Annotated in this window: 22 protein-coding genes; 10 read left to right on the forward strand and 12 right to left on the reverse strand. The window is 70.7% G+C overall.

Going from position 1 to position 25,157, the window contains the following annotated elements; all coding sequences use genetic code 11:
• Window positions 1-14: 14 nt before the first annotated feature.
• From AB5J56_RS21360 to AB5J56_RS21370, 3 genes are all read right to left on the reverse strand, one after another.
• Window positions 15-2,015 (reverse strand): serine/threonine-protein kinase, encoded by a 2,001-nt coding sequence (locus tag AB5J56_RS21360; RefSeq protein WP_369234355.1) that lies wholly within the window; start codon window positions 2,013-2,015, stop codon window positions 15-17.
• Between the two features lie 78 nt (window positions 2,016-2,093).
• Window positions 2,094-2,561 carry a MarR family winged helix-turn-helix transcriptional regulator gene (locus tag AB5J56_RS21365; protein ID WP_369234356.1) on the reverse strand — a complete coding sequence of 156 codons (468 nt, stop codon included), beginning with the start codon at window positions 2,559-2,561 and terminating at the stop codon, window positions 2,094-2,096.
• Window positions 2,558-3,172 (reverse strand): type 1 glutamine amidotransferase family protein, encoded by a 615-nt coding sequence (locus AB5J56_RS21370; protein ID WP_369234357.1) that lies wholly within the window; start codon window positions 3,170-3,172, stop codon window positions 2,558-2,560. Before AB5J56_RS21370 ends, AB5J56_RS21365 begins: the two co-directional genes overlap by 4 nt.
• A 225-nt stretch (window positions 3,173-3,397) precedes the next feature.
• On the opposite strand from AB5J56_RS21370, the gene AB5J56_RS21375 reads away from it, so the two are divergent.
• The 4 genes from AB5J56_RS21375 to AB5J56_RS21390 all read left to right on the forward strand — a co-directional run bounded on the left by AB5J56_RS21375 (window position 3,398) and on the right by AB5J56_RS21390 (window position 9,009).
• Window positions 3,398-4,753 (forward strand): aspartate aminotransferase family protein, encoded by a 1,356-nt coding sequence (locus AB5J56_RS21375; protein ID WP_369234358.1) that lies wholly within the window; start codon window positions 3,398-3,400, stop codon window positions 4,751-4,753.
• Between the two features lie 285 nt (window positions 4,754-5,038).
• The gene (locus tag AB5J56_RS21380) at window positions 5,039-5,776 is read left to right on the forward strand and encodes a GntR family transcriptional regulator (RefSeq protein WP_369242689.1); all 738 of its coding nucleotides are present in this window, start codon (window positions 5,039-5,041) and stop codon (window positions 5,774-5,776) included.
• Window positions 5,773-8,226, forward strand: coding sequence for a dolichyl-phosphate beta-glucosyltransferase (locus tag AB5J56_RS21385; RefSeq protein WP_369234359.1), 2,454 nt, complete (start codon window positions 5,773-5,775; stop codon window positions 8,224-8,226). Before AB5J56_RS21380 ends, AB5J56_RS21385 begins: the two co-directional genes overlap by 4 nt.
• A 132-nt stretch (window positions 8,227-8,358) precedes the next feature.
• A complete protein-coding gene (locus AB5J56_RS21390; protein ID WP_369234360.1) occupies window positions 8,359-9,009 on the forward strand; it encodes a hypothetical protein in 651 nt (216 codons plus the stop codon).
• A 140-nt stretch (window positions 9,010-9,149) separates the two neighbouring features.
• Here the strand turns inward: AB5J56_RS21390 and AB5J56_RS21395 are convergent, their stop codons facing one another.
• Window positions 9,150-9,443 (reverse strand): hypothetical protein, encoded by a 294-nt coding sequence (locus tag AB5J56_RS21395; protein ID WP_369234361.1) that lies wholly within the window; start codon window positions 9,441-9,443, stop codon window positions 9,150-9,152.
• A 108-nt stretch (window positions 9,444-9,551) separates the two neighbouring features.
• Between AB5J56_RS21395 and AB5J56_RS21400 the strand changes: the two genes are divergently transcribed.
• The gene (locus AB5J56_RS21400) at window positions 9,552-10,058 is read left to right on the forward strand and encodes an NUDIX hydrolase (RefSeq protein ID WP_369234362.1); all 507 of its coding nucleotides are present in this window, start codon (window positions 9,552-9,554) and stop codon (window positions 10,056-10,058) included.
• A 14-nt stretch (window positions 10,059-10,072) separates the two neighbouring features.
• On the opposite strand, the gene AB5J56_RS21405 is transcribed toward AB5J56_RS21400, so the two are convergent.
• Together AB5J56_RS21405 and AB5J56_RS21410 are read right to left on the reverse strand one after the other, a co-directional pair.
• Entirely contained in the window at window positions 10,073-11,890 is a 1,818-nt protein-coding gene (locus AB5J56_RS21405; protein ID WP_369234363.1) for a bifunctional UDP-sugar hydrolase/5'-nucleotidase, read from the reverse strand.
• Window positions 11,891-12,194: 304 nt separating this feature from the next.
• The gene (locus AB5J56_RS21410; RefSeq protein ID WP_369234364.1) at window positions 12,195-13,478 is read right to left on the reverse strand and encodes an adenylosuccinate synthase; all 1,284 of its coding nucleotides are present in this window, start codon (window positions 13,476-13,478) and stop codon (window positions 12,195-12,197) included.
• 191 nt (window positions 13,479-13,669) lie between these two features.
• Between AB5J56_RS21410 and AB5J56_RS21415 the strand changes: the two genes are divergently transcribed.
• On the forward strand, window positions 13,670-14,533 hold the full coding sequence (locus tag AB5J56_RS21415; protein WP_369234365.1) for a diacylglycerol kinase: 864 nt from the start codon (window positions 13,670-13,672) through the stop codon (window positions 14,531-14,533).
• A gap of 21 nt (window positions 14,534-14,554) precedes the next feature.
• Here AB5J56_RS21415 and eutC read toward each other — a convergent pair whose 3' ends face one another.
• Window positions 14,555-15,349 (reverse strand): ethanolamine ammonia-lyase subunit EutC, encoded by a 795-nt coding sequence (eutC, locus tag AB5J56_RS21420; protein ID WP_369234366.1) that lies wholly within the window; start codon window positions 15,347-15,349, stop codon window positions 14,555-14,557.
• Window positions 15,346-16,743 (reverse strand): ethanolamine ammonia-lyase subunit EutB, encoded by a 1,398-nt coding sequence (gene eutB / locus AB5J56_RS21425; RefSeq protein ID WP_369234367.1) that lies wholly within the window; start codon window positions 16,741-16,743, stop codon window positions 15,346-15,348. Before eutB ends, eutC begins: the two co-directional genes overlap by 4 nt.
• Before the next feature lie 215 nt (window positions 16,744-16,958).
• Here eutB and AB5J56_RS21430 point away from each other — a divergent pair, with 215 nt between their 5' ends.
• Window positions 16,959-18,488, forward strand: a complete 1,530-nt coding sequence (locus AB5J56_RS21430; protein ID WP_369234368.1) for an APC family permease — start codon at window positions 16,959-16,961, stop codon at window positions 18,486-18,488.
• Between the two features lie 3 nt (window positions 18,489-18,491).
• Here AB5J56_RS21430 and AB5J56_RS21435 read toward each other — a convergent pair whose 3' ends face one another.
• Window positions 18,492-18,980 carry a GbsR/MarR family transcriptional regulator gene (locus AB5J56_RS21435; protein WP_369234369.1) on the reverse strand — a complete coding sequence of 163 codons (489 nt, stop codon included), beginning with the start codon at window positions 18,978-18,980 and terminating at the stop codon, window positions 18,492-18,494.
• A 74-nt stretch (window positions 18,981-19,054) separates the two neighbouring features.
• Here AB5J56_RS21435 and AB5J56_RS21440 point away from each other — a divergent pair, with 74 nt between their 5' ends.
• From AB5J56_RS21440 to AB5J56_RS21450, 3 genes are read left to right on the forward strand one after another with little or no spacing between them, the layout of a single operon-like run.
• Window positions 19,055-19,963, forward strand: coding sequence for an ATP-binding cassette domain-containing protein (locus tag AB5J56_RS21440; protein ID WP_369234370.1), 909 nt, complete (start codon window positions 19,055-19,057; stop codon window positions 19,961-19,963).
• Complete coding sequence (locus AB5J56_RS21445) at window positions 19,960-21,564, forward strand: ABC transporter permease (RefSeq protein WP_369234371.1); 1,605 nt, start codon at window positions 19,960-19,962, stop codon at window positions 21,562-21,564. Before AB5J56_RS21440 ends, AB5J56_RS21445 begins: the two co-directional genes overlap by 4 nt.
• A 46-nt stretch (window positions 21,565-21,610) precedes the next feature.
• Window positions 21,611-21,829 carry a hypothetical protein gene (locus tag AB5J56_RS21450; protein WP_369234372.1) on the forward strand — a complete coding sequence of 73 codons (219 nt, stop codon included), beginning with the start codon at window positions 21,611-21,613 and terminating at the stop codon, window positions 21,827-21,829.
• On the opposite strand, the gene AB5J56_RS21455 is transcribed toward AB5J56_RS21450, so the two are convergent.
• The 3 genes from AB5J56_RS21455 to AB5J56_RS21465 are packed head-to-tail and all read right to left on the reverse strand — an operon-like array spanning window position 21,819 to window position 25,080.
• Window positions 21,819-23,021, reverse strand: a complete 1,203-nt coding sequence (locus AB5J56_RS21455) for a cytochrome P450 (RefSeq protein ID WP_369234373.1) — start codon at window positions 23,019-23,021, stop codon at window positions 21,819-21,821. The genes AB5J56_RS21450 and AB5J56_RS21455 overlap by 11 nt on opposite strands.
• Window positions 23,022-23,065: 44 nt before the next feature.
• The gene (locus AB5J56_RS21460; protein WP_369234374.1) at window positions 23,066-23,740 is read right to left on the reverse strand and encodes a response regulator; all 675 of its coding nucleotides are present in this window, start codon (window positions 23,738-23,740) and stop codon (window positions 23,066-23,068) included.
• A complete protein-coding gene (locus AB5J56_RS21465; RefSeq protein ID WP_369234375.1) occupies window positions 23,737-25,080 on the reverse strand; it encodes a sensor histidine kinase in 1,344 nt (447 codons plus the stop codon). The genes AB5J56_RS21460 and AB5J56_RS21465 overlap by 4 nt, the downstream gene beginning before the upstream one ends.
• Between the last annotated feature and the right edge of the window lie 77 nt (window positions 25,081-25,157).

Raw genomic sequence — 25,157 nt, forward strand, 5'->3', positions numbered from 1 at the left:
GGCGATCTGGCGGGTCACTGAGGGTCCGTGCTCGTCCTCGTGTACGTCAGCGATTCGACGGAGTTCTTCGTCGTGCGGTGCAGGGTGCCGTCCGGGAGGAGGGTGATCTCGGAGGCCTTGCCCGGGGTGCAGCCTTCACCGCCGACGGTGATGGTGGACGGGCCGATCTCCAGGGGGCCGTTGCCGGTCGGCTTCTGGGCCAACTCGGCCTGGAAGACGCAGTGGTAGGTGCCACCTTCCTTCGTGGGACCGTCCGCCGTGACCGAGACGACCGTGTCGCCGACGTCGCCCTGCTGGATGACCAGTTGGCGGGTGCTGTGCCCCGTGTCGTTGTCGATGGTCCCCTCCCAGGTGCCGAGGTACCCGGTCGGGATCGCCCCGTCCTGCGGCGTCTGACTGGTCGGCGGCTCCGTCGTGGGCGTGGGCGAGGTGGGAGCGGGTGTGGTCTGGCCCGGTGTCGTGGGGGCCGTCGGGGACGGTGAGGTGCTGTTCGCCTTGTCCTTGTCGCCGCCCCTCCCCATCAGCGCGTACACCGAGCCGCCCGCGCCGAGCGCGACGACCAGCGCCACGACGATCAGCACCACGGTGGAGCGGCTGTTGCGACGCGGCGGTTCCTGCTGCCCGGGGTACTGCCCCGGCGGCACGACTCCCGGTCCGTACGGCGGGGTCGGGCCGGGCCCGTACGGCGGGGTCGGGCCGAGGGCCGGTCCGTAGGCGCCCTGCGGGTAGCCGTACGCGGCGGGACCGGCCGGCGGCTGCGGGTGCTGCCCCGGGTACTGCTGGGGATGCTGCTGCGGGTAGCCGTACGCCGGGTGGACGGCGCCGGGGCCCGCGGCCGGCGGGAGGGCGGGAGGGGAGTTCGGCGGAGGCGTCCGGCCCGCTCCCGCGACCATCGTGGGCAGGTGGTCCAGGGAGTTGGGCTGCCCCGGGACGGGCGGGGCGGAGCCGTCCTCGGACGGGGCGGCGGAGTGCTCCGGGGAGGCGTCGTCGGCCTGGGGGGACGGGGCGGGCACGGGGGCGGACGGCTGCTTCGAGAGGTCCGGGGTCGACGGGGGCGGGCCCGGGGGCAGCGCGGGCAGCGCGGCCGACGGCTCGTCCGGGTTCTCCGTGTCCAGCAACTGCACGGCGTGCCGCCCCAGTTGGGCCACCAGTGCGCTCGGCAGCCACGGATCGCGGGCCCGCCCGTCCGAGACGGTGTCCTCCGCGCCCGTACGCTCCAGGATGTCGTCGAGAGTGGGCCGGGCGGCCGGGTCCTTGCGCAGGCACTCGCGTACGAGATCGGTGAGGCCCTCGGGCAGGCCCGTCAGGTCGGGCTCCTCCTGCGCGATGCGGAACATCAGCGCGTGCACACCACTGTTGGCCGCCCCGAAGGGAAGGGCGCCCGTGGCGGCGTAGGAGAGGACCGAGCCCAGGCAGAAGACGTCGCAGGCGGGCGTGATGCGGTCGCCGCGGACCTGCTCGGGCGCCATGAACCCGGGCGAGCCGACGAGCGCGCCGGTACGGGTGAGGCCGCCGTCGGTGACCGTCTCCAGGGCGCGCGCGATACCGAAGTCGATGACGCGCGGGCCGTCGATCGTGACCAGCACGTTGGAGGGCTTGAGGTCGCGGTGGATGAGCCCGGCGGTGTGGATGTCCTGGAGGGCGTGCGCGAGACCGGCGGCGAGGATGCGCACCGACCGCTCGGGCAGCGCGCCGTGGTCGTGGCCGACGACCTCCTGGAGGGAGGGTCCCGCGACGTACCCGGTGGCCACCCAGGGGATGTCGGCCTCGGTGTCGGCGTCGAGGACCGGCGCGGTCCAGTGGCCGCCGACGCGCGTCGCGGCCTGCACCTCCTGCCGGAAGCGGGCCCGGAACTCCTCCTGCGCGGCGAGTTCCTCGCGCACCAGTTTGACGGCGACGGTACGGCCGCGGTCGGACCGGGCGAGGTACACATGCCCCATCCCGCCCGCGCCCAGCCGTGCCATCAGCCGATACGCGCCGATCCGCTGCGGATCCCCCGGTCCAAGCTTCTCCATCGCTGCGCCACCCTCCCCCGTACGTGTGCAACAGATCGAGGATAGTGCGGCTCACCGGGGTGGTGGGTGGGGCGGTGTCTACGGTTCCGTAACAGGCTCCGATCCCTCGGAGACCTTGTCGAGGGCCGCCGACAGGCGTTCCAGCACCCGTACCGTCTCCGCGAACGCGGTCTCCCCGAGCTCCTCCGCGAGACGGTCGGCGAGGGCCGCGTGGCCGGGGCCGATCTTCGCGATCGCGGCGCGCCCGCCCTCGGTCGGAGTGAGCAGCTTGGCGCGGCGGTGGGCGGGGTTGGGCAGGTACTCGGCCAGCCCCTCCCGCACCAGCAGGTCGGCGACCCGCTGCACACCCTGCCGGGTCATCCCCATGACGCGGGCGATCCCGGAGACGGGCAGCGGCTCGGGCAGCACCGCGCCGAGCACCTGCCACCAGGAGGCGGTGAGCCCGGCAGGGCGGGCCAACTCCTCTGATACAGCGAGGAGTTGGCCGTTGAGCCGGAAGACACCGAGGGCGGTACGGCTGAGCAGGTCCTGCCGCTCGCGGCTCACTGGCCGGCCTTGGCGAGGACGGCATACGCCTCGGCGTCCGAGTCGTGGAACAGCCGGTACCAGGCGTCAAGCACCTCTCCCTCGTACACGCCGAGCAGCCGGAACACCTCGCGGGCGAAGGCGACGGGTTCGGTCGGGCCCGCGGTGACCAGGTTCCCGTCGGTCACGGCATCGGCGTCGACGTACCGCTCGGCGCCCTTGTACCCGGTGGGCGCGAGGTAGAACGACACGGCACTGGTGTGGTCCCGGTCGTCGAGCAGCCCCTCCCGGGCCAGCCCGGCGGTCGCCCCGCAGATCGCGGCGACGGGCACACCCGCGTCGAGGAACGCGCGCGCCTTGCGGGCGAAGGGCGCGAGGTCGTCGCCCGCGTCCCAGAGGTCGGCGCCGGGCAGGATCAGCAGCGCGCTGTCCTGCGGCCGTACGTCGTCCAGCGCGAGGCCCGGCTCGACCCGCAGACCGCCGATGCTGGTCACCGGCGCGCGGGTGGGGCCGACGGTCCGGATCTCGTAGCCCGCACGGGCGAGATACGCGGTCGTGTGGCCCGTCTCCCAGTCGGCGAGGGTGTCGTAGACGGCGAGGTGGACGGGCTTGCGGCCGACGCTGCTGCTCATGACTTCTCCTCGGTCGAATCGGTCGAAGGGCAAGCTGAAGCTTTACGACAACATGCTGTCACTTCGACAGCATGTTGTCAATGCGATCCGCCTCAATGTGATCCGCCTCCACCGGCCTGCCCGCCCCCACCGCACCGCCCACGCGACAACCTGTCGCGGAAAGCCCCCGACCGCAGACAGGACGCCGATATCGCGTCCGTATCGCGGACATTTACGCTCGGGCGCATGACCCCTCAGCCCAATCCCCAGGTCGGCGCCGCTGTGAAGGCCGCGGACCGTGCGCATGTGTTCCACTCCTGGTCCGCGCAGGAGCTCATCGACCCGCTCGCCGTCGCCGGCGCGGAGGGGTCGTACTTCTGGGACTACGAAGGCAAGCGGTATCTGGACTTCACCAGCGGGCTCGTCTTCACCAACATCGGGTACCAGCACCCGAAGGTCGTCGCCGCGATCCAGGAACAGGCCGCAACCCTGTCCACGTTCGCGCCCGCCTTCGCCGTCGAGGCCCGGTCGGAGGCGGCCCGGCTGATCGCCGAGCGGACCCCCGGCGACCTCGACAAGATCTTCTTCACCAACGGTGGCGCGGAGGCCGTCGAGAACGCCACCCGCATGGCCCGGCTGCACACCGGCCGCCCGAAGGTGCTCTCCGCCTACCGCTCGTACCACGGCGCCACCTCCACCGCGATCAACCTCACCGGTGACCCGCGGCGCTGGCCGAACGACAGCGGCGCGGCCGGGGTCGTGCACTTCTGGGCGCCCTTCCTGTACCGCTCGCCCTTCCATTCCGAGACTGAGCAGCAGGAGTCCGAGCGGGCGCTGCAGCACCTGGAAGACACCATCGTCTTCGAGGGGCCGGCCACCATCGCCGCGATCATCCTGGAGACCATTCCGGGGACCGCCGGGATCATGACGCCGCCGCCCGGATACCTCACCGGTGTCCGTGACATCTGCGACCGGTACGGGATCGTCCTCATCCTCGACGAGGTCATGGCCGGGTTCGGGCGGACCGGAAAGTGGTTCGCCGCCGACCACTACGGCGTCGTACCGGACCTCATGACCTTCGCCAAGGGCGTGAACTCCGGCTACGTGCCCCTCGGCGGCGTCGCCATCTCCGGCGCGATCGCGGAGACGTTCGCCAAGCGGCCCTACCCCGGTGGTCTCACCTACTCCGGGCACCCGCTCGCCTGCGCGGCCGCCGTCGCCACCATCAACGTGATGGAGGAGGAGGACGTCGTCGGGCAGGCCGCGCGCATCGGCGAGAGCGTGATCGGTCCCGGGCTGCGGGAGCTGGCGTCCCGCCACCCGAGCGTGGGCGAGGTGCGGGGTACCGGTGTGTTCTGGGCGCTGGAGCTGGTGAAGGACCGGGAGACCCGGGAGCCGCTCGTCCCCTACAACGCCGCCGGGGCCGCCAACGCGCCGATGGCGGCGTTCGGAGCCGCGGCGAAGGCCCACGGACTGTGGCCCTTCATCAACATGAACCGCACCCACGTCGTGCCGCCCTGCAACGTCTCCGAGGCCGAGGCCAAGGAGGGGCTCTCCGCCCTGGACGCGGCGCTGTCCGTGGCGGACGAGCACACCGTGTGACGGGAGGGAGTTCTTTCGCCCCCTCCGCCCCTGCCCGACCCGTACCTGGGGGCTGCCGCCCCCAGACCCCCGCTTTCGCCCTGAACGGGCTCGTCCTCAAACGCCGGACGGGCTAAAGACCCCGCCCCAGCGGGTGGGTGGGGGATCGGGACGGCGGGACCCGCCCTCGACGCCGGACGGGCTGACAGCCGCTCTCGGGAACCCCACCGCGTATGGTGACGTGCTCGTAGATATAGGCAACTGCCTACGAACACGTATCCGTACGCGATGGGGGAGCGAGACACCATGCCCGGCACCGGCGGCAATGGCGCCGTAACCCGTAGCACCCTGCGGCAGCAGATCGCGGACGCGCTCCGTGACGAGGTGCTGGCCGGCCGGCTCCAGCCGGGCCAGGAGTTCACGGTGAAGGAGATCGCCGAGCAGTACGGCGTCTCCGCGACACCCGTCCGCGAGGCCCTGGTCGACCTGTCGGCGCAGGGCCTCCTGGACTCCGTCCAGCACCGCGGCTTCCAGGTGCACGAGTACTCGCTCGCCGACTACCGCGAGATGATCGAGGCCCGCAGCCTGGTCACCGACGGGATCTTCCGCAGCGCCCGGGCACAGCACCTGGAGGACCCCCGTACCGCGGCCGCCCTCGCCGGGGTCCGGCGCCGCGGCGAGGAGGCCCAGCGCGCGGCCTGCGCCGGCGACCTGAACATCCTCATCGGCTACGACCTCCGCTTCTGGCGCGAGCTCAGCGGCCTCTTCGGCAACTCCTACCTCTCCGACTTCCTGCACCGGCTGCGCGTGCAGTCCTGGGTCTGCGCGGTGCAGCACCTGCGCCGGGTGACCGACCTGAAGGGCCGGCTCTGGTCGCAGCACACGGAGCTGGTGGACGCGCTCGTGGAGCACGACGCGGACGGCGCGCACGCCATCGTGATCGACTACAACACGCACGCCCTCGCTCTCATCGAGGACCTGGCCGCCGCCTCCGGAGCCGTGAAGTCCGGTGAATCCGCCGTAACCGATGGATCCACCGGATGAGCGCGACCGCCACTTCCGACGTCATAGAGGACATGCCGGCCACCGCCGTCGACCTGACGGTCGTCGTTCCCGCGTACAACGAGGAGAAGCGCCTCGGCCCGACGTTGGAGGCGATCACCGGATACCTCCGCGACACCGAGACCGACTGGGAGCTGATCGTCGTCGACGACGGCTCCACGGACGGCACCCGCGACGTCGTCACCGCCGCGTCCGCACTCGACCCGCGCATCCAGCTCGTCACCAGCCCCCGCAACCGCGGCAAGGGCCACGCCCTGCGCCTGGGCGTCTGCGCCTCCTACGGCCGCCGGGTGCTGGTCACCGACGCCGACCTGGCCGCGCCGATCGAGGAGCTGGAGCGGCTCGACAAGGCGCTGGCGGACGGGCAGGCGGCGGCGATCGGCTCGCGGGCGACCGCGGGCGCGTCGATAGAGGCGCGCCAGCACCGGCTGCGCGAGTTCCTCGGCCGCGCCGGGAACTTCCTGATACGCAGCGTCGCGGTGCCCGGCATACGCGACACCCAGTGCGGCTTCAAGCTCTTCGACGGCGACCGCGCCCGCGAGGCGTTCGCCGCTTCCCGGCTCAACGGCTGGGGCATAGACGTCGAGGTCCTCCAGCACTTCCGCCGCTCCGGCTGGCCGGTCGCCGAGGTCCCGGTCCGCTGGGCGCACCAGCCCGGCTCGAAGGTACGGCCCCTCGACTACGGCCGCGTCCTCGCCGAACTGACCCTCCTCAAGATCCGCTCCGTACGCCCCGCCGACGTCCTCGCGGCCACCCTCTTCCTGCTCATGGCCGTGGCCCTCTACTCCGGCCGCTGGGCGGGCCCCGGCCACCGCTACCTCCCCGACTCCCTCCAGGACCAGAACCAGTGGGAGTGGTTCTTCGCGGTGACCGCGGACAACGTCCGCCATCTGCACAACCCCCTCTTCACCACCCTCCAGGGCTTCCCCGACGGCGTGAACCTCATGGCCAACACGGTCATGCTGGGCCTGTCGGTGCCCTTCGCGCCGATCACGCTGCTGTTCGGCCCGGCGATCTCCCTCACGCTGGTGATGACGCTGGGCCTGGCCGCGACGGCCGCCGCCTGGTACTGGCTGATCGTGAAGAGGGTCGTACGGCACCGGGTCGCCGCCTTCTTCGGCGCGGCGCTGGCGGCGTTCGCTCCCCCGATGGTCAGCCACGCCAACGCGCACCCGAACTTCATGATCCTGTTCATGGTCCCGCTGATCATCGACCGGGCGCTGCGACTGTGCGCGGGCACCCGGGTCGTACGCGACGGGATCGTGCTCGGGCTGATGGCGGCGTACCAGGTCTTCCTCGGCGAGGAGCCGCTGCTGCTCGCCTCGATGGGCATGGGGCTCTTCGCGCTCGGCTACGGCGTCGTCCGCAGGGATGTCGCGAAGGAGTCCTGGCGCCCGCTCCTGAACGGCCTGGCGATCGCCGGAGCCGTCTGCCTCCCTCTCATCCTCCTCCCGCTGTACTGGCAGTTCGCCGGGCCGCAGAGCTACAAGAGCGTGCTGCACGGCGACAACGCGGGCAACAGCCCGCTCGCCCTCCTCTCCTTCGCCGAGCGCTCACTGGTCGCCGGAAACGCGGAGACGGCGAACGCGCTCTCCCTCAACCCCACCGAGCAGAACGCCTTCTACGGCTGGCCGCTCGCCGTGTTCGCCTTCGCGGTCGTCATACGGCTCTGGGAGCAGGCCCTCGTCAAGGCGCTCGCCTTCACCACGCTCGCGGCGGCCGTCCTCTCGCTCGGCCCCAGGTTCCGCATCCCGCTGACGGACGCGGTGCTGCCCGGCCCCTGGGCCCTGCTCGCGCACAAGCCGCTCTTCGAGTCGGTGATCGAGGGGCGGGTCGCGATGATCTGCGCGCCCGCGCTGGGCATGCTCGTCGCGATCGCGATCGAACGCCTGGGCAGGGTGCGGGGTCTCGGCACGCAGTACGTCGGCTTCGTCGCCGTCGCGGCCGCGCTGATCCCGCTCGTGCCCGCGCCGCTCAAGACCGTGGACCGGGTTGACGTGCCCGCCTTCATCGCCGACGGGACGTGGCAGACGTACATCGGCGAGGGCGAGTCGCTCGTTCCGGTGCCGCTGCCCGACCCCGGCAACGCGGAGGCGCTGCACTGGCAGACGGCGGCGAACCTGGGCTTCCGCCTCCCCGGCGGCTACTTCAACGGCCCCTACGGCAAGGACCGCATCGGCATCTACGGCGCCGCGCCCCGCTTCACCTCCAACCTCCTGCGCGACATCCGCTACACCGGCCGGGCCCCGGTCATCGGCAAGAACTGGCAGGCCCAGGCGAAGCGCGACTTCGCCTTCTGGAAGGCGGGCGCCCTGGTACTGGCGCCGGGGGCCAACGACACACTGCTGCGCAGAAGCGTCGACAAGTTGGTGGGGCGGCCCGGGAAGTGGGTGGACGGGGTGTGGGTATGGGACCTGCACACGGGGAACTGAGGGCGTAGAGCCGAAGCACCACGCGTGGCGTACGAGCCGAAACCGAGCGCATCCCGAGGGGGACGGGAGGCGCTCCTCACGCATTACGCTGCCCTGACCAAATGCGCTATCCAGAGCTAGAGGAGCTGACAGTTGGCCTGTGACCTGTGGCTGGTCCCGCTCGTCGACGTGTTGTGCCACACCCCGGACAACCCGTTCGCCGACGAACTCGCGCTCTACAACAAGGCGCTGGCCGAAGCCGGGCTACCGCCCGTGCCGGTGTACCAGTACATGCCGGGGCTGTCCGGCGAGGTCGCCCCGGTCGCGGGCTTCGACTACGACGCGCTGCACTTCCTGCGGCGGGCGTATCTGCTCCAGATGTGCGGGCTCGCGGTGACGCCGGTGGACGAACTCGGCGGTGACTACGAGCAGTTGCTGGAGATGTTCGAGTCGAACGCCCAGCAGTCGCACCTGGTCTGGCACTACGACCACGCGGGCGCGTACGTCCCCGTGGACTTCCCGCATCCGCTCGCCAACGACGACCTCCTCGCGGGTGGCGGACCGTTGGGCTCCTCCCAGACGCTGCTGCGCGAACTCGAGTTCGTGGCCCCGTCGATCGGCATAGACCCGGCGAACCCGCCCGTGCCCCCGCAGCCCCCGGCGGCGCCCACGGCCCTGGAGGAACCGGCGGCTCCCGCCCCGTACGACGCGAGCCCGTTCGCCCGCGAACGCCATGTCTGGCTGGGGCTGCACGCGGCGGCGACGCGGAGCCTCGCACAGGGGTCGATGATCATCTTCAGCTGAGTCAGGCTGTACCCGCAGGCGGTCCGCACCCTCGGCGTTGCCACCGAGGACGCGGACCGCACCCCTCGCGGGCGCAACGGAAAAAGCCGATGCCTACCTGCTGACGCCTGCCTGCCTGCCGACGCCTTACCTGCCGATGCCTACCTGCCGAGCTCCGCGAGCCCCTTCTGCAGGTCTTCGAGGTTCATGATCGGGGCGACTTCGACCTTGGCGTTGAGCTGGCTGAAGAACGGCTCTCCGATGGGCGGCAGTTGGGAACTGTCCTGCATGTCGAAGACCAGGTACATGGTCCTGTCGCCCCCGGAAGGCCCGAAGTAGGCAGCCTCCGGCTTGATGCGGTCGAAGGTCTCCTTGAGGAGCCCCGGCATCTTGCCGCTCTGCAGGAATTCGTTGGCCTTCTCCGTGTCCAGGGTCGCCTTGAGCATCACGCGCACCGCACTCACCTTCCTCAGACCGACGCACGCACCCGTACACCCTCAGAGTAGGCCTGATACGCGGCCTTCGCCCGGTTGGTGGTACGGCGGCCGGGCTAGCCTTCGGCCATGCCCGGCCAAGAGACCTACTCCCGCCGGTCCGCCCGAGTCGTCCTGATCGACGCGGCGGATCGCGTGCTGCTGCTCAAGATCCACGTCGATCCGGACACCCCCGGGCTCGGCCACAGCTGGTGGACGCCCGGCGGAGGCGTGGAGGACGGCGAGGAGTTGGCGGAGGCTGCCGCCCGCGAGCTGTGGGAGGAGGTCGGACTGTCCGTCGCGCCGGGCGCCCTCATGCCGCAGGTCGCCGAAACGTCCGGGTATGCCGATCTCGGGTGGGCCGAGGGGCTGTTCCAGGACACCTTCTTCCACTACCGGGTCGCCACCCATCAGGTCGACATCGGCGGCCAGAACGCGCACGAGCTCAGGTACCACGCGGGGCACCACTGGTGGACCCTGGACGAGCTCGCGGCGACCGACGACACCATCCGCCCGCGCGGCCTGCACGGCCTGGCGGCCGACCTGATCGCCGGCCGCACACCCGCTGAGCCGATCCGGCTCCCCTGGCACCACTGACGGGGCCGAACCCCCTAGAAGACCGGCGTGCCGTCCTGCGTCAGCTTCCAGTTGGCGGCTGCGAAGTCCGCCGGGTCCAGGGTGCCCTTGGACGTCACGTAGTCGATCATCAGTTGGCGGATCTGGTCCGTCGAGCTGTAGGCGATGTCGGCGGAGGCGATGTGCGGGTAGCCGCTGCCGCCGTTGGCGCGGTAGTTGTTGACGGCGACGACGAAGACCTGGTCGGCCGTGACGGCCGCGCCCTTGTAGGAGAGGTTCTTGATGCGGGAGCCCTCCGGCTGCGCGATGTCGATGTCGTAGTCGACGCCCGCGGCCGTGTCGTACATGTAGTCCCAGAAGCTGTTGGCGTTCGTCACGGTCGCCGTGTCGACCTTCGTGCCGGACGGGACCTGGTGGTAGTACTTCGCCGCGTACTCCAGGTAGTCCTTGAGCTGGGCGCCGGTGAGCTTCTTGCCGTACAGGGTGTTGTCGTAGATGTAGAGGCCCGCGACGTCGCGGATCGTGACGTCGCCCTGCGGGATGTCGGCGGTGCGGCTGAAGGGCGCGGCGACGGAGATCAGCGGGAGCGCGGCGTCGGCCGTGGAGAGGCCGGCGGCGACCGCCTTCGCCTGGACCAGGTGGATGAAGTCCATGATCGGCACGTCCTTCCAGCAGGACTCGGCGGCGGAGAGGTCCGCCGTGCAGGTGCCCACCGGTGTGTTGACGTACTTCACGACCAGGTCGTGGTCGGCCTTGAGGAGCCCCGTGATCTCCGCGTCCTCGTCGACCGTGTTGCTGTTGAGGGTCTGCGCCTTGGTGCTCGTCACCTTCCACTGCCCGTGGACGAGTTCGAGCTCGAAGTCGAAGACGGTCAGGCGCATGCCGTAGCAGTACGGCTCGGAGAGGACGACGTCCTTGCCGGTCTCCTTGTTGGTCACCGTGTAGGAGGAGACCTCGGTGTGCGTGTGACCGACCAGGATCGCGTCGATGCCGGGGACCTGCTCGGCGACGAGGTTCGACGCGTTCTCGACGTACGGGAGTTCACTGCCGTACGACGAACTGCCGTCCAGGCCCGAGTGATCGGTGAGGAAGACGACGTCGCAGCCGAGGGCGCGCAGCCGCGGAACGTACTTCTTCGCCTGCTCGACGAGGCCCGGGAACACCATCTTCCCGGCGACGTTGTCCTTGTCCCACAGGGCGATTCCGGGGTTCGTCAGACCGAGGATGCCGACCTTGATGTCGGGGGCGCCGGGCACACAGATCCGCTTCACCGTGTACGGGTGGAAGGCGGGGCGGAGCGTCTTCGCGTCGAGGGCGTTGGCACCCAGGAGGGGGAAGTGGCACTGGCTCTCGAACTTGCGGAGCGTGTCGATGCCGTAGTTGAACTCGTGGTTGCCGAGCGCGGCGGCGTCGTACTTCATGGCGTTCATCGCGACCGCCATGGGGTGCTTCGGGCCCTTGTGGCCGTCGGTTCCCGTGATGGGGTCGACCTTCGCGTAGTAGTACGCGAGGGACGTGCCCTGGATGATGTCGCCCGCGTCGACAAGGAGTACGCGGTGCTCGCCCTTGGCGGCGCGCTGCTGCTTGATGAGCGTGGCGACGCGGGCGACCCCCACGGAGTTGCCCTTGCTGTCCTTGTAGGCGGCGTCCGTGTAGTAGTCCCAGTCGAAGACATGACTGTGCAGGTCCGTGGTGCCCAGGATGGAGAACGACCAGGTGCGGGGCGTGTGTTCGGGCTTACGGTCGGCGGCCTGCGCGGGCGCGGCGCCAACGGCTCCCGCCGCGACGACGGCCGCACCGGTGACGGCCGACTTCTTCACGAACTCCCGGCGGTCCATGGGGTTGACGGGCATACGGGTCTCCTGGGACTGGGGGCTTCGCGGGCGATGGGTGAGCCGTGCGGGGACTACACGCGTAGATAGTCGTCGCGACCGGCATGGACCGGAACCAGGATTCGGCCATGTCCGGGTCAAGGATGGGCATGACGGCACCCGTGAGCCGTCAGCTCCCGCTATCGGCTTCGGCTTCGGCCTCGGAGTCCGGGCGCGTGGGCCGGACGGGTCCATAGGTCCGAGGCAGCCCTGGAAAGGCCCCCGACGCGTGTGCGCCCCCGGGCGGCCGAAGCCGCCCGGGGGCGCACACGACAGGTCCCGCGGCCTAGATGAACGAGTTGATCTCGATCGTCTCGTCGCGGCCCGGGCCCACGCCGATCGCGGAGATCGGGGCGCCGGACATCTCCTCCAGCGCCTTCACGTAGTCCTGGGCGTTCTTCGGGAGGTCCTCGAACGTCTTGGCCTTGGTGATGTCCTCGGACCAGCCCGGGAGGGTCTCGTAGATCGGCTTCGCGTGGTGGAAGTCGGTCTGGGAGTACGGGAGCTCCTCGACGCGCTTGCCGTCGATCTCGTAGGCCACGCAGACCGGGATCTGCTCCCAGCCGGTGAGCACGTCGAGCTTGGTCAGGAAGAAGTCCGTCAGGCCGTTCACCCGGGTCGCATAGCGGGCGATCACCGCGTCGAACCAGCCGCAGCGGCGGTCACGGCCGGTGGTGACACCCCGCTCGCCGCCGATACGGCGCAGCGCCTCGCCGTCCGCGTCGAACAGCTCGGTCGGGAAGGGACCGGAGCCGACACGGGTCGTGTACGCCTTCAGGATGCCGATGACCCGGCTGATCTTGGTCGGGCCGACACCCGCACCGGTGCACGCGCCACCCGCGGTCGGGTTCGACGACGTCACGAACGGATACGTGCCGTGGTCGATGTCGAGGAGCGTGCCCTGGCCGCCCTCGAAGAGGACCACCTTGTCGTCCTCAAGGGCCTTGTTCAGGATCAGGACCGTGTCCGCGACATACGGCTTCAGCCGGTCCGCGTAGCTCAGCAGCTCCTCGACGACCTGCTCCACCTCGATGGCGCGGCGGTTGAAGACCTTGGTGAGGAGCTGGTTCTTGCCGTCCAGCGCCGCATCGACCTTCTGCGTCAGGATCGACTCGTCGTACAGGTCCTGGATGCGGATGCCGACGCGGTTGATCTTGTCCGCGTAGGTCGGGCCGATGCCACGTCCGGTCGTGCCGATCTTGCGCTTCCCGAGGAAGCGTTCCGTCACCTTGTCGACAGTGACGTTGTACGGCGTGATGATGTGCGCGTTACCGCTGATCAAGAGCTTCGACGTGTCGACGCCGCGCTCGTTCAGTCCGTTCAGCTCGGAGAACAGGACCGACGGGTCGACGACGACTCCGTTTCCGATCACCGGAGTGCACTCCGGCGTGAGGATTCCGGAAGGGAGGAGGTGGAGGGCGTACTTCTGATCGCCCACGACTACCGTATGGCCGGCGTTGTTGCCGCCCTGGTAGCGCACCACATAGTCCACGGATCCACCGAGCAGGTCGGTGGCCTTTCCCTTGCCTTCGTCACCCCACTGAGCACCGAGCAGCACAAGTGCGGGCACAGGCGTACACCCCTTCCGGGCGGGGCATGTCCAAGGTCGGGGACGTACGCGGCTGAATATTTGTACGGCTGCGTACGCCGGCGACCACCTTTGGCCGCGACCGTCGGACCGGATGCCCCGGAATAGACGAAGCCCCTGGCGCAATAGCGCAAGGGGCTCTTGCACAAAGATGCTACCCGAGGAAGCGAGGCATGACCGAGGTGGCGGCTTCCGACCAGCTTCTGGTGGTCATCGACCCGGTCGCCCGTCTCAGTGACGGTGAGTCGGTACGGATCGCAAAAGACGTGCTCAGCGCGGGTGCGAGCGCCAAAGTGTGCCTCCCCGAGGGGCCCGAGGAATTCGCCCGCGCACTGGCCCGAAGAGGGTCTCGGCGGCCGGTCGTGGTCGGCGACGACCGCGCTCTGCTGCGCGCGGTGTCCCTGCTGCACCGGCAGCGAGAACTCGCCACGTGCGGGCTCTCCGTCGTGCCCGTCGGGGGTGCCCTCTCGCTCGCGCGGGCCCTCGGGGTGCCCACGGGGGCCGTGGCGGCGGCCCGGACCGTCCTGGAGGGGACGGAACGGCGGCTCGATCTGCTGGTGGACGACAGTGACGGGGTGGTGCTGGGAGCGCTGCGGATACCCGCTGCGGGTGGTTCGGCGCCGGTGGAGACCGCGGAGGGTGCGGCCGCGGGCGCCGGGCATCCGTGGCTTCGTACCTGCCAGTCGCTCGTGCGCACGCTGGCGGCGCGGCCTGCGCGGGTCGCCTCCGTGCCCGGACCCGGGGGTGCGTCCCGGCCTGTGCGGCTGCGGGTCGAGGTCGACGGCGTGACCGTCGTCGACCTCGACCAGCCCGTGGAGGCGCTGTCGGTGACGCCGGGGGCCTCCGGCGGCGCGGAGGTCGAGATCCACCCGCTGTCCGTCGGCGCGGCCGTCTCCCCGCTCCTGGCCGTCGGGCACCGCGTCACCGTCTCCGGGCCCGACTTCCGCTACCGGGCGGACTCGGTGACCAGCGGCCCGGTACGGACCCGGACGTGGACGGTGCGGGAGGGGGCTTGGGGGCTTACGTTGCCGGGGTGACGTGCGCGGGGGCGGCGGGCCCTACGGGGTTTTCGCCCCCTCCGCCCCTACCCGACCCGTACCAGGGGGCAGCGACCCGTCCGAGTCGTCCTTCAAGGACACCCCCGTGCGGCCCAGCTCGCGGGCCCGGTGCATCAGTGACGTCAGCTTGGCGGCAGCCGTCTCGTAGGCGAGGCCCAGCGGGGGGCGGATGTTGGAGAGGCAGTTGCGGTCGGCGTCGGTGGTGACGCCGGGCTCGGGGGCGTACGTGAGGTACGCGCCGAGGGAGTCCGCCGCGGACATACCGGGGCGCTCCCCGATCAGCACCACGACCATCGCCGCCCCGAGCGCCCGCGCCACGTCGTCCCCCAGCGCCACCCGCGCCTGCTCGGCGAGCACGACCGGCGCCACCCGCCACTTGGCAGGCAGCAGCGCGGCCGTCGCCCGCACCACCGCCGCCGCGTGCTCGTGCACGGCCCGGCTCGACAGCCCGTCGCCGACCACGAACGCCACGTCCCACGCGTCCGGGGGCAGCAGACAGCGGTCCGTGTCGTGCAGCCGGCGGCCCAGGTCGGGGCGCTGGAGATACGTGAGCCGGTCGGGTGCGGCACTGCGTACGCGTACCGTCGAGAACCCCGCCAGCGCCCCCGCCACGACCTCGGGCTCGAACGGCGAGTGCACCGCGTCCCGGGCCGCGGCGTGCGCCGCCTGGAGCTCAAGCCGGTGCCGGGTCGGCAGCGCGGCCCCGGCCCGCCCGAGCCCGATACGAGCCTGCGTGTGACGACGTAGCGGAGTCCACAACGCCGAGTCCACCACTGTGAGTTGACGATCCGTCATGCCGCAGCCACCCCCTGCCCGATGGCCGTCAGCGGATGCCCCGTCCCCGTCACGTCCCGTATCCCCCCGCCGTCGTCGAGCAGTCCGATCCGTCCGAGCCACTCCTCGAACTCCGGGGCGGGGCGCAGGCCCAGGACCTCGCGCAGGTACAACGCGTCGTGGTACGAGGCCGATTGGTAGTTGAGCATGATGTCGTCGCCGCCCGGCGTGCAGATCACGAAGGAGGCGCCCGCCACGCCGAGCATCGTCAGCATCGTGGCGATGTCGTCGTCATCGGCGTCGGCGTGGTTGGTGTAGCAGATGTCCAGGCCCATCGGCAGGCCCAGCAGCTTCCCGCAGAAGTGGTCCTCCAGGGCGGCGCGCAGGATCTGCCGGCCGTCGTACAGGTACTCCGGGCCGATGAAGCCGACCACCGTGTTCACCAGCAGCGGGTCGTAGCGCCGGGCCACCGCGTACGCCCGTGCCTCGACCGTCTGCTGGTCCACCCCGTGGTGCGCGTCGGCGGACAGTGCGCTGCCCTGGCCGGTCTCGAAGTAGAGGGCGTTGGATCCCACCGTTCCGCGGCCCAGTCCGCGCGCGGCCTCGTACGCCTCGTCGAGCAGTCCGAGGGTCACCCCGAAGGACGCGTTCGCGGCCTGCGTACCGGCGATGGACTGGAAGACCAGGTCCACGGGGGCGCCGCGCTCCATCAGGTCGATGCTCGTCGTGACATGGCAGAGCACACATGACTGGGTCGGGATCGCGTAGCGCTGGATCACTCCGTCGAGCAGTTCCAGCAGGTCCCGTACGGCCTTGGGGCTGTCCGTGGCCGGGTTGATGCCGATGACCGCGTCGCCGGAACCAAGGAGCAGGCCGTCGAGGAGAGCGGCCGCGACGCCTGCGGGGTCGTCGGTGGGGTGGTTCGGCTGGAGGCGGGTCGCCAGTCGGCCCGGCAGCCCGATCGTCGAGCGGAACGCCGTCACCACCCGCACCTTGCGCGCGACGGCGACGAGATCGGCGTTGCCCATGAGCTTGGAAACGGCCGCCACCATCTCCGGCGTCAGCCCGGGCGCCAGCGCGGCGAGCGCGGCCGCGTCCGCGGCGCCCGACAGCAGCCACTCCCGGAACCCGCCGACCGTCATCCCCGCCACCGGCGCGAAGGCGACGGCGTCGTGGGTGTCCACGATCAGCCGGGTCACGTCGTCGTCCTCGTACGGGATCACGGGTTCGGCGAGGAAGCGCGACAGCGGCACCTCCGCCAGCGCCCAGCGCGCCGCGACGCGCGCTTGCGCGGAGTCGGCGGCGAGTCCGGCGAGACGGTCGCCGGACCGCTCGGGGCTCGCGGCGGCCAACAGCGCGGCCAGTCCGGCGAAGGAGTGGGACCGGCCCGCGAGGACGGCGGTGTACGTGGTCATGCGGCGACCGTGTGAGTGCTCATGCCGCGACCGTACGAAGCGGCGGGCGCGGCGGTCCACGGCTGGCCGGAGAGTTAACGCAGACGTTCGATCCCGCTTCAATCCAAAGGTCTGAGTGACAAATATTTAACGCCTATACCTTTACGCCGACTCATTGACCCAGGAGGATTCCGGCTCAGTCAGCACACCGAGCGCAACAGGAAGGGGGCCACCCGATGGCCGTACAAGAGGGCCTGGCCCCCGGAGCCGACGAGACGGCGGACGGCACCGGAGACACCCCCGGAGGCACAGTTCACCGGCTCAAGCCGAACGCCATCGGGCTGCTCGGCGTGGTCTTCATGGCGATCGCCACCGCCGCCCCGATCACCGCCATGACGGGCAACGTGCCCTTCATGGTCTCCGCCGGAAACGGCATCGGCGCCCCGGCGAGCTATCTCGTCGCAATGGTCGTCCTGGCGATCTTTGCCGTCGGCTTCACGTCGATGGCCAAGCACATCACCTCCACGGGCGCCTTCTACGGCTTCATCTCCTACGGCCTCGGCCGCACCGCGGGCCTCGCCTCGGGACTCCTCGCAACCTTCGCGTACGCCGTCTTCGAGCCGGCCCTGATCGGCATCTTCTCGACCTTCGCCACCGGAACCCTCAAGGACCAGACGGGACTTGACGTCCCGTGGTGGGCCTTCGCGATCCTGATGCTCGCCATCAACTCGGTGGGCACATGGTTCGGTGTCTCGGTCGCCGAGAAGCTGCTCATCGTGCTTCTGGCCACCGAGGTGACGATCCTCGCGGCGATGGCGGTGTCGGTCGCCCTCCACGGCGGCGGCCCCGACGGCTTCAGCCTGGACCCGGTCAACCCGGTCAACGCCTTCAAGGGCACGTCCGCCGGTCTCGGCCTCTTCTTCGCCTTCTGGTCGTGGGTCGGCTTCGAGTCGACGGCGATGTACGGCGAGGAGTCCCGCAACCCGAAGAAGATCATCCCCAAGGCGACGATGATCTCCGTGCTCGGCGTCGGTGTCTTCTACGTCTTCGTCTCCTGGATGGCCATCACGGGCACCGGCGAGTCGAGCGCCGTGAAGGTCGCCACCGAGAACCCGCTGGGCCTGTTCTTCAACCCCACCGAGCGCTACGTCGGCCACTGGGCCGTCGACGTCATGCAGTGGCTGATGATCACCGGCTCGCTCGCCTGCGGCATGGCCTTCCACAACTGCGCCTCCCGCTACATGTACGCGCTCGGCCGCGAGGGCGTCCTGCCGTCCCTCCAGCGCACCATCGGCCGCACCCACCCGCGGCACGGCTCCCCGCACATCGCGGGCATCGTCCAGTCGGTCATCAGCGCCGTCCTGGTCGGCGCGTTCTGGATCGCGGGCAAGGACCCGTACAACGGCACGTACGTCCTGCTCGCGATCCTCGGCACCATGGCGATCCTGGTCGTACAGGCCGTGTGCTCGTTCGCGGTGCTCGCCTACTTCCGCAAGAACCACCCCGAGAGCCGGCACTGGTTCAAGACATTCACCGCCCCGCTGGTCGGCGGGCTCGCGATGCTCGCGGTGGTCGTGCTGCTGGTGTCCAACATGGGCGCCGCGGCCGGTTCGGAGTCCGGTTCGCTGATCCTGAAGGCGACCCCGTGGATCGTCGCGCTGATCGCGGTGGGCGGCGTCGCCTACGCCACGTATCTCAAGCGACGGCAGCCGGAGCGGTACGCGCTGCTGGGGCGGACGGTACTGGAGGAGACGAAGGAGCGGTAACTCCTACTCCCCGAACAGTTGTTGGCGGTGGACCCGCCAGCGTTCCATCATGGCCGAGACCTCGCCCTCGACGAACTCGAAGAAGGCGAGCGTCTCGGCCATGCGGCGTCCGGCAGGGGTGTCGGCCCCGAGGCTGCTGACGCCTTCGCGTAGGGCGCCCTCCCAGCGTTTGATGACGGCCTCGCGGTTGGTCAGCGCCTCGTACCACTGGTCTCCGTGCACCCGATAGCGCTCCCGGCGCGAGCCCGGCTCCCGCTCGCGCGACACCATGTGCGTCTGCGCCAGGTAGCGCACCGCCCCGGAGACCGCCGCGGGACTGATCCGCAACTGCTCCCCCAGCTCGGCGGAGGTCATCACCCCCGCGTCGGAGGAGAGGAGCGCGGCGAAGACCCGGGCCGCCATGCGCTGCATCCCGGCCTCGACGAGCTGCGCCGCGAAGCTCTCCACGAACTTCGAGACCGCCTCCTGGTCCCGCCCCGCCTCATCCGTCATGGTCGCCACCCTATCCGGGCTTCATATGTTTCCTTAACTTCACAAATTTCTGAAAGAAGCGTACGTTCTGAAGCATGACGAAGGCAATCACCGTCTCCGGACTGCACAAGTCGTTCGGCAGGACGCATGCTCTCGACGGCCTCGACCTGGACGTCGAGACCGGCGAGGTCCACGGCTTCCTCGGCCCGAACGGCGCCGGCAAGTCCACCACCATCCGCGTCCTGCTCGGCCTGCTGCGCGCCGACTCGGGCGCCGCCCAGCTGCTGGGCCGGGACCCGTGGGCCGACGCGGTCGAACTGCACCGCCGGGTCGCCTACGTCCCCGGCGACGTGACGCTGTGGCGGAACCTCTCGGGGGGCGAGGTCATCGACCTGTACGGCCGGCTGCGCGGAGGCCTCGACGCCGGGCGCCGCGCCGAACTGATCGAGCGCTTCGAGCTGGACCCCACCAAGAAGGGCCGCACGTACTCGAAGGGCAACCGGCAGAAGGTCGCCCTCGTCGCCGCCTTCGCCTCGGATGTCGACCTGCTCATCCTGGACGAGCCGACATCGGGCCTCGACCCGCTGATGGAGGAGGTCTTCCAGCGCTGCGTCGAGGAGGAACGGGACAGGGGACGGACCATCCTCCTGTCGTCCCACATCCTCAGCGAGGTCGAGGAGCTCTGTGACCGGGTGAGCATCATCCGGCTCGGGCGCACCGTCGAGACGGGTTCCCTCGCCGACCTGCGCCACCTGACACGCACGAGCGTCACCGCCGAACTCGCGGCCGCCCCCGACGGGTTGTCCCGGCTGCCCGGCGTGCACGACCTCGACGTACAGGGAAAACGGGTGAAGTTGCAGGTCGACACGGACAAACTCGACGCCGTACTCCGGTCGTTGACCGAGGCGGGGGTGCGGTCCCTGACGTCGACGCCGCCGACCCTGGAGGAGCTGTTCCTGCGGCACTACCAGGACGACGTCCGCGAGGAGGCGGTGGCGCGATGACCGCCGCGGCGTTCGGCGTACGGCCGACGAGCTCCCGTCAACTGGCCGGTACCGGCACGCTGTTGAGGTTCGCGCTGCGCCGAGACCGGGTGATGATCCCGGTGTGGGTCGCGGTCAACGCACTGATGGTCCTCTCCATGCCGAACACCCTGAAGGGCCTGTACGACACCCCGGCCCAACGAGCCGACCTGATCCACCAGTTGTCGACCAACGCCTCGTTCCGCGCGCTCATCGGCCCGGTCTTCGACACCTCCCTCGGCGCGCTGACCACCTGGCGCGTCGGCGTGTTCGCGGGCGCCCTGGCCGCCGTGACGAGCCTGCTCGTCGTCGTACGGCACACCCGCGACGAAGAGGAGAGCGGACGTCAGGAACTGGTGGCGTCGGGCATGGTCGGCCGCCGGGCCCCGCTGACGGCGGCGCTGCTGGCGGCGGGGGTCGCGAATGCGGTACTGGCGCTGCTGATCACGGCCGGGCTGGCCGGGCAGGGTGCGGCGGGCGCGCTGGCCTTCGGGCTCGGGATCGCGGGCGTCGGGACGGTCTTCGCCACGATGGCCGCGATCGTCGCGCAGTTCACCGAGAGCGCGCGGCTCGCACGAGGGCTCACCTCGGCGGTCCTGGGCGCCGCCTTCGTGCTGCGCGCGGCGGGCGACTCGGCGACCGACGACGGCTCGTCCGTGCTGACCTGGCTGTCGCCGCTCGGCTGGCTGGAGAACCTGCGGCCGTACGCCGGCGAACGCTGGTGGGTGCTGCTGCTGTTCGCGGCGGCGGCGCTGCTCCAGGGCGCGGCGGCGTACGAACTCGCCGGGCGCCGGGACGTCGGCATGAGCTTCATGCCCACCCGCCCGGGTCCTGCCGCCGGCCGCCTCGGCACGGCGGGGGCGCTGGCCTGGCGGCTGCAGCGCGGGAGCGTGCTGGGCTGGAGCATCGGCTTCTTCGTCGCCGGAGTGGTCTACGGCGGCCTGACGGAGGGCGCGGCCGACCTGGTCGGCGACAACGAGAACGCCCGCGAGATCTTCGAGCGGATGGGCGGCCAGAGCGGGTTGACGGACGCGTTCCTCGCCTCGATGGTCGGCATGCTCGGCCTGATCGCCGCCCTCTACGTCGTCGCGTCGGTGCTGCGGCTGGGCGGCGAGGAGATCTCCGGCCGGGCGGAGCCGGTCCTGGCGAACGCCGTCGGGCGGCTGAGGTGGGCCGCCGGCCACCTGGTGATCGCCTTCGGCGGCGCCGTGCTGATCATGCTCCTGGCCGGCCTGGGCTTCGCCGTCGGCTACGGCAAGGAGACCGGCCCGATCCTGGGCGCGTGCCTGGTGCAGGTCGCCGGGGTGTGGGTGATCGGCGGGGTGGCGGTCCTGCTGTACGGGGTGCTGCCCCGGGGCGCGACGGCGGCGTGGGGAGTCGCGGGGGCGGTCCTGCTGATCGGCTGGGTGGGACCGGCGCTGGACGTTCCGCAGGCGGTGCTGGACGTGTCCCCGTTCGGTCATCTGCCGAAGCTGCCGGGCGGAGGAATGGAGTGGGGGCCGGTGCTGGCCCTGCTCGGGCTGTCGGTGGTGCTGGTGGCGGTCGGCCTGGCGGGGTTGCGGCGCCGGGACCTGACGAACTGACCGGCGCGGGGAACCCCGAAGCGGCCCGCGCACGTCCCTCCCGGACATGGGACAACGCACGCAGGCCGCGGCGGGATGCCTCACCGCCGCTCTCGGCGCCGGCGCGGGACTCGCGCTGTGGACGGTCGACTTCCGGGCCCGGTTCTGGCGGTTCGAACAGAGCCCGGACTGGAGCGTGCTCTATGCCGAGCTGCCCCTGGCGATCCTCGGCGGAATCGGGGCCTCCCTCGTCCTGTGGGCTCTGGTCCGGCGCCTCAGACCGTGACGGGGAGCCCCTCGAGCCCCCGGATCACGAAGTTGGGCTTGCGTACCGGCTCGGCGGCCGGCGCGAGCTCGGGTGCCTTCTCCAGCAACGCCCCCATCGACGCCGCCAGTTCGATACGCGCCAGCGGGGCACCGATGCAGTAGTGGATGCCCGCGCTGAAGGAGATGTGTGGATTGTCCCTGCGGGTGAGGTCGAGCCGCTCGGGGTGCGCGAAGACCTCGGGGTCGTGGTTGGCGGAGCCGAAGAGCATGGCGATCTCGGCGCCGCGCGGGATGGTGGTGCCGTCGATCTCGATGTCGTCCAGGACCCAGCGCTCGAAGAGCTGGAGCGGGGTGTCGTAGCGCATCAGTTCTTCGACGGCGGACGGGATCAGGGAGTGATCCGCACGCAGGGCGGCCAGCTGCTCCGGGTTGCGGAAGAGGGTGTGCCAGCCGTTGACCGTGGAGTTGACCGTCGCCTCGTGGCCCGCGTTCAGCAGCAGGACACAGGTCGAGATCATCTCCTGCTCGGTCAGCCGGTCGCCCTCGTCGTACGCCGCGATCAGCCCCGAGATCAGGTCCTCCCCCGGCTCCTTGCGGCGCTCGGCGATCAGCTGACGGAGGTAGTCGGAGAACTCGATGGACGCACGGACCGCCTTGGCGGCGATGTCCTCCGGCGGGTTCAGCTCGTACATCCCGCAGATGTCCGCCGACCAGGGCCGCAGCGGCGCCCGGTCGGCCTCCGGGATGCCCAGCATCTCGGCGATGACGGCGACGGGAAGCGGTTCGGCGACGTCGGTGAGCAGGTCGCCGCCGCCGCGCCGGACGAGCCCGTCGACCAGCGCACCGGCGAGCTGGGTGACGTACGGCTTGAGCTGCTCGACCGTACGCGGGGTGAAGGCCTTCGAGACCAGCCGCCGGATCCTGGTGTGGTCCGGCGGCTCCAGGTCGAGCATCCCGTGGTCGTTCAGGGTGTGGAACGGCTCGTGCTCCGCCGGTGGTGCCGTCCGCCCGAAGTCCTCGTGCGTGAACCGGTGCTGATACGTCCGCCCGAGCCGGCGCTCCCGCAGCAGCGCCGACACGTCGGCGTGGTGCGGGACGAGCCACTGGTTCGTGGGCTCGTAGTAGTGCACACGGCCCTTGGCGCGGAGGTCGGCGTAGGCGGGGTACGGGTCGGCGAGGAAGTCCGGATCCCAGGGGTCGAAGGCTGCCATGAACGGACGCTAGCCCGACGATCCCCCTTCTGACCAGGGGTGTCTCACCCCGGCGTGACCAACCGCGCCTCGTACGCGAACACCGCCGCCTGCGTCCGGTCCCGCAGGCCCAGCTTCACCAGGATGCGGCTGACATGGGTCTTGATGGTGGACTCGGCGACGAACAGCCGCTCGGCGATCTCCGAGTTCGACAACCCCTGCGCGATCAGCACCAGGACCTCCGTCTCCCGCTCGGTCAGGTCTCCGTACGCCGCCTGGGCCGCGGCCGGGAACCGGGGCGCGTCGGCGAGCTTGGAGAACTCCGTGATGAGCCGCCTGGTCACGGACGGCGCGAGCAGTGCCTCCCCGGCCGCCACCACCCGCACCCCGTCGGCGAGCTGGCGTGCCGAGGCGTCCTTGAGCAGGAAGCCGGAGGCCCCCGCGCGCAGCGCCTGGTACACGTACTCGTCGAGGTCGAAGGTGGTCAGCACGAGGACCTTCGCGCTGCCGTCCGCCGCGACGATCTCCCGGGTGGCCTCGATGCCGTTCATCTCCGGCATGCGGATGTCCATCAGGACGACGTCCGGTGCGAGTTCCCGCACCCGCTCGACCGCCTCCCTGCCGTTGACCGCCTCGCCGACCACCTCGATGCCCGGCATCGCGCCGAGCAGCACCGAGAAGCCCTCACGGACCATCATCTGGTCGTCGGCTATCAGGACGCGGATGGTGCCGTCCTTCATGCGGACTCCCCCGTCGCGGTCGCGGGCACCGGCAGGAACACCGCCACCTCGTACCCCCCGTCGTCTGCCTCCCCGGCTGTCATCTCGCCGTCCAGCATCGCGACCCGCTCCCGCATCCCGGTGATCCCGTGGCCGGCGCCGGGCGAGGGCTTCACCAGGCCACGCGCCGGACCGTTGACTATGCGCAGGCCGAGCCCGCCGAGCACGTACCCGACCTCGACGCGGGCGGTGGCGCCCGGCGCGTGCCGCAGGCTGTTGCTGAGGGCCTCCTGGACTATGCGGTACGCCGACAGCTCCACGCCCTGCGGCAGCTCGCGTATCGCCCCGGTGACCACCTTGTCCACGGCGAGACCCGCGTCGCGCACGTTCTCCAGGAGGCGGTCGAGGTCGGCGAGCGTGGGCTGCGGGGCGTCCGGGGCCTCGTAGTCCTCCGCCCGGACCACACCGAGGACGCGGCGCAGCTCGGTCAACGCCGCCACCGCGTTCTCCCGGATCGTGGCGAACGCCTGCTCCAGCTCCGGCGGCGGGTTCTCCACCCGGTAGGGCGCGGCCTCCGCCTGGATGGCCACCACCGACATGTGGTGCGCGACCACGTCGTGCAGCTCACGGGCGATCGTCGTGCGCTCTTCGAGAAGAGTGCGCTTGGAGCGTTCGTGCGCGGTCACCGTCTGCTGCGCGGTCACCTCCTGCGCGGCCTCGCGGCGTACGTGGACGACGGTGACGAGCAGCAGCGCGATGGCGGAGATCACCAGCAGAGGCCCGGTGTTCGTCGAGTAGTGCTCGGTGCCGAAGGCTGTCTCGGAGCCGATGCCGTACACGGCCGTCAGCACCCACATCCACGCGGCGGTGCGCGGTCGCGTCCGCAGTGCCACGACCGTGAGCACCATCAGGTGGCAGGCGAAACTACCGGGCTGCCACGGCCAGTCGTCGTTCCAGCCGCGGAACGCCCCGGTGACCGGAACGGCCGCCATGGACAGCCAGAAGGCACCGACCGGCCGGATCAGCGTCAGCAGGACCGGGCACAGCACCAGGACGACGTTCATCAGGAGGCTGAACTGGCCCGTGCCATCGTTCGCGGAGGCGGCTATGGCCAGCGCCAGCAGGCCGGCGGCCGCCACCGCGGCGTGCGGGGTCCAGACCGCGTACTCCCGGATGCGCTGGGGCAGCCGCCGGGTCAGCGGGCCGTCCACGCGCATCCGGGGCAGCGGGCGATAGGCGAAGGCATCGTGGAACAGGTCCTGCCGCAGTCCGCGCAGGGCGCCCACGGCAAGCCGGAACTCCGGGCTGCGCGGCTTGTCCCCGCCGTTTGGCGTCGTCTGCGTCTGGGTCGTCTCGGTCACGTTCAAAACGGTAGGCGCAGAACGGGGTCGCGGTCGTCACCAGTGAGAGGGGTCCTGCGGGATCCGTCTCAGGTACT

The sequence above is a fragment of the Streptomyces sp. R21 genome (genome assembly GCF_041051975.1).
GTDB lineage: Bacteria > Actinomycetota > Actinomycetes > Streptomycetales > Streptomycetaceae > Streptomyces.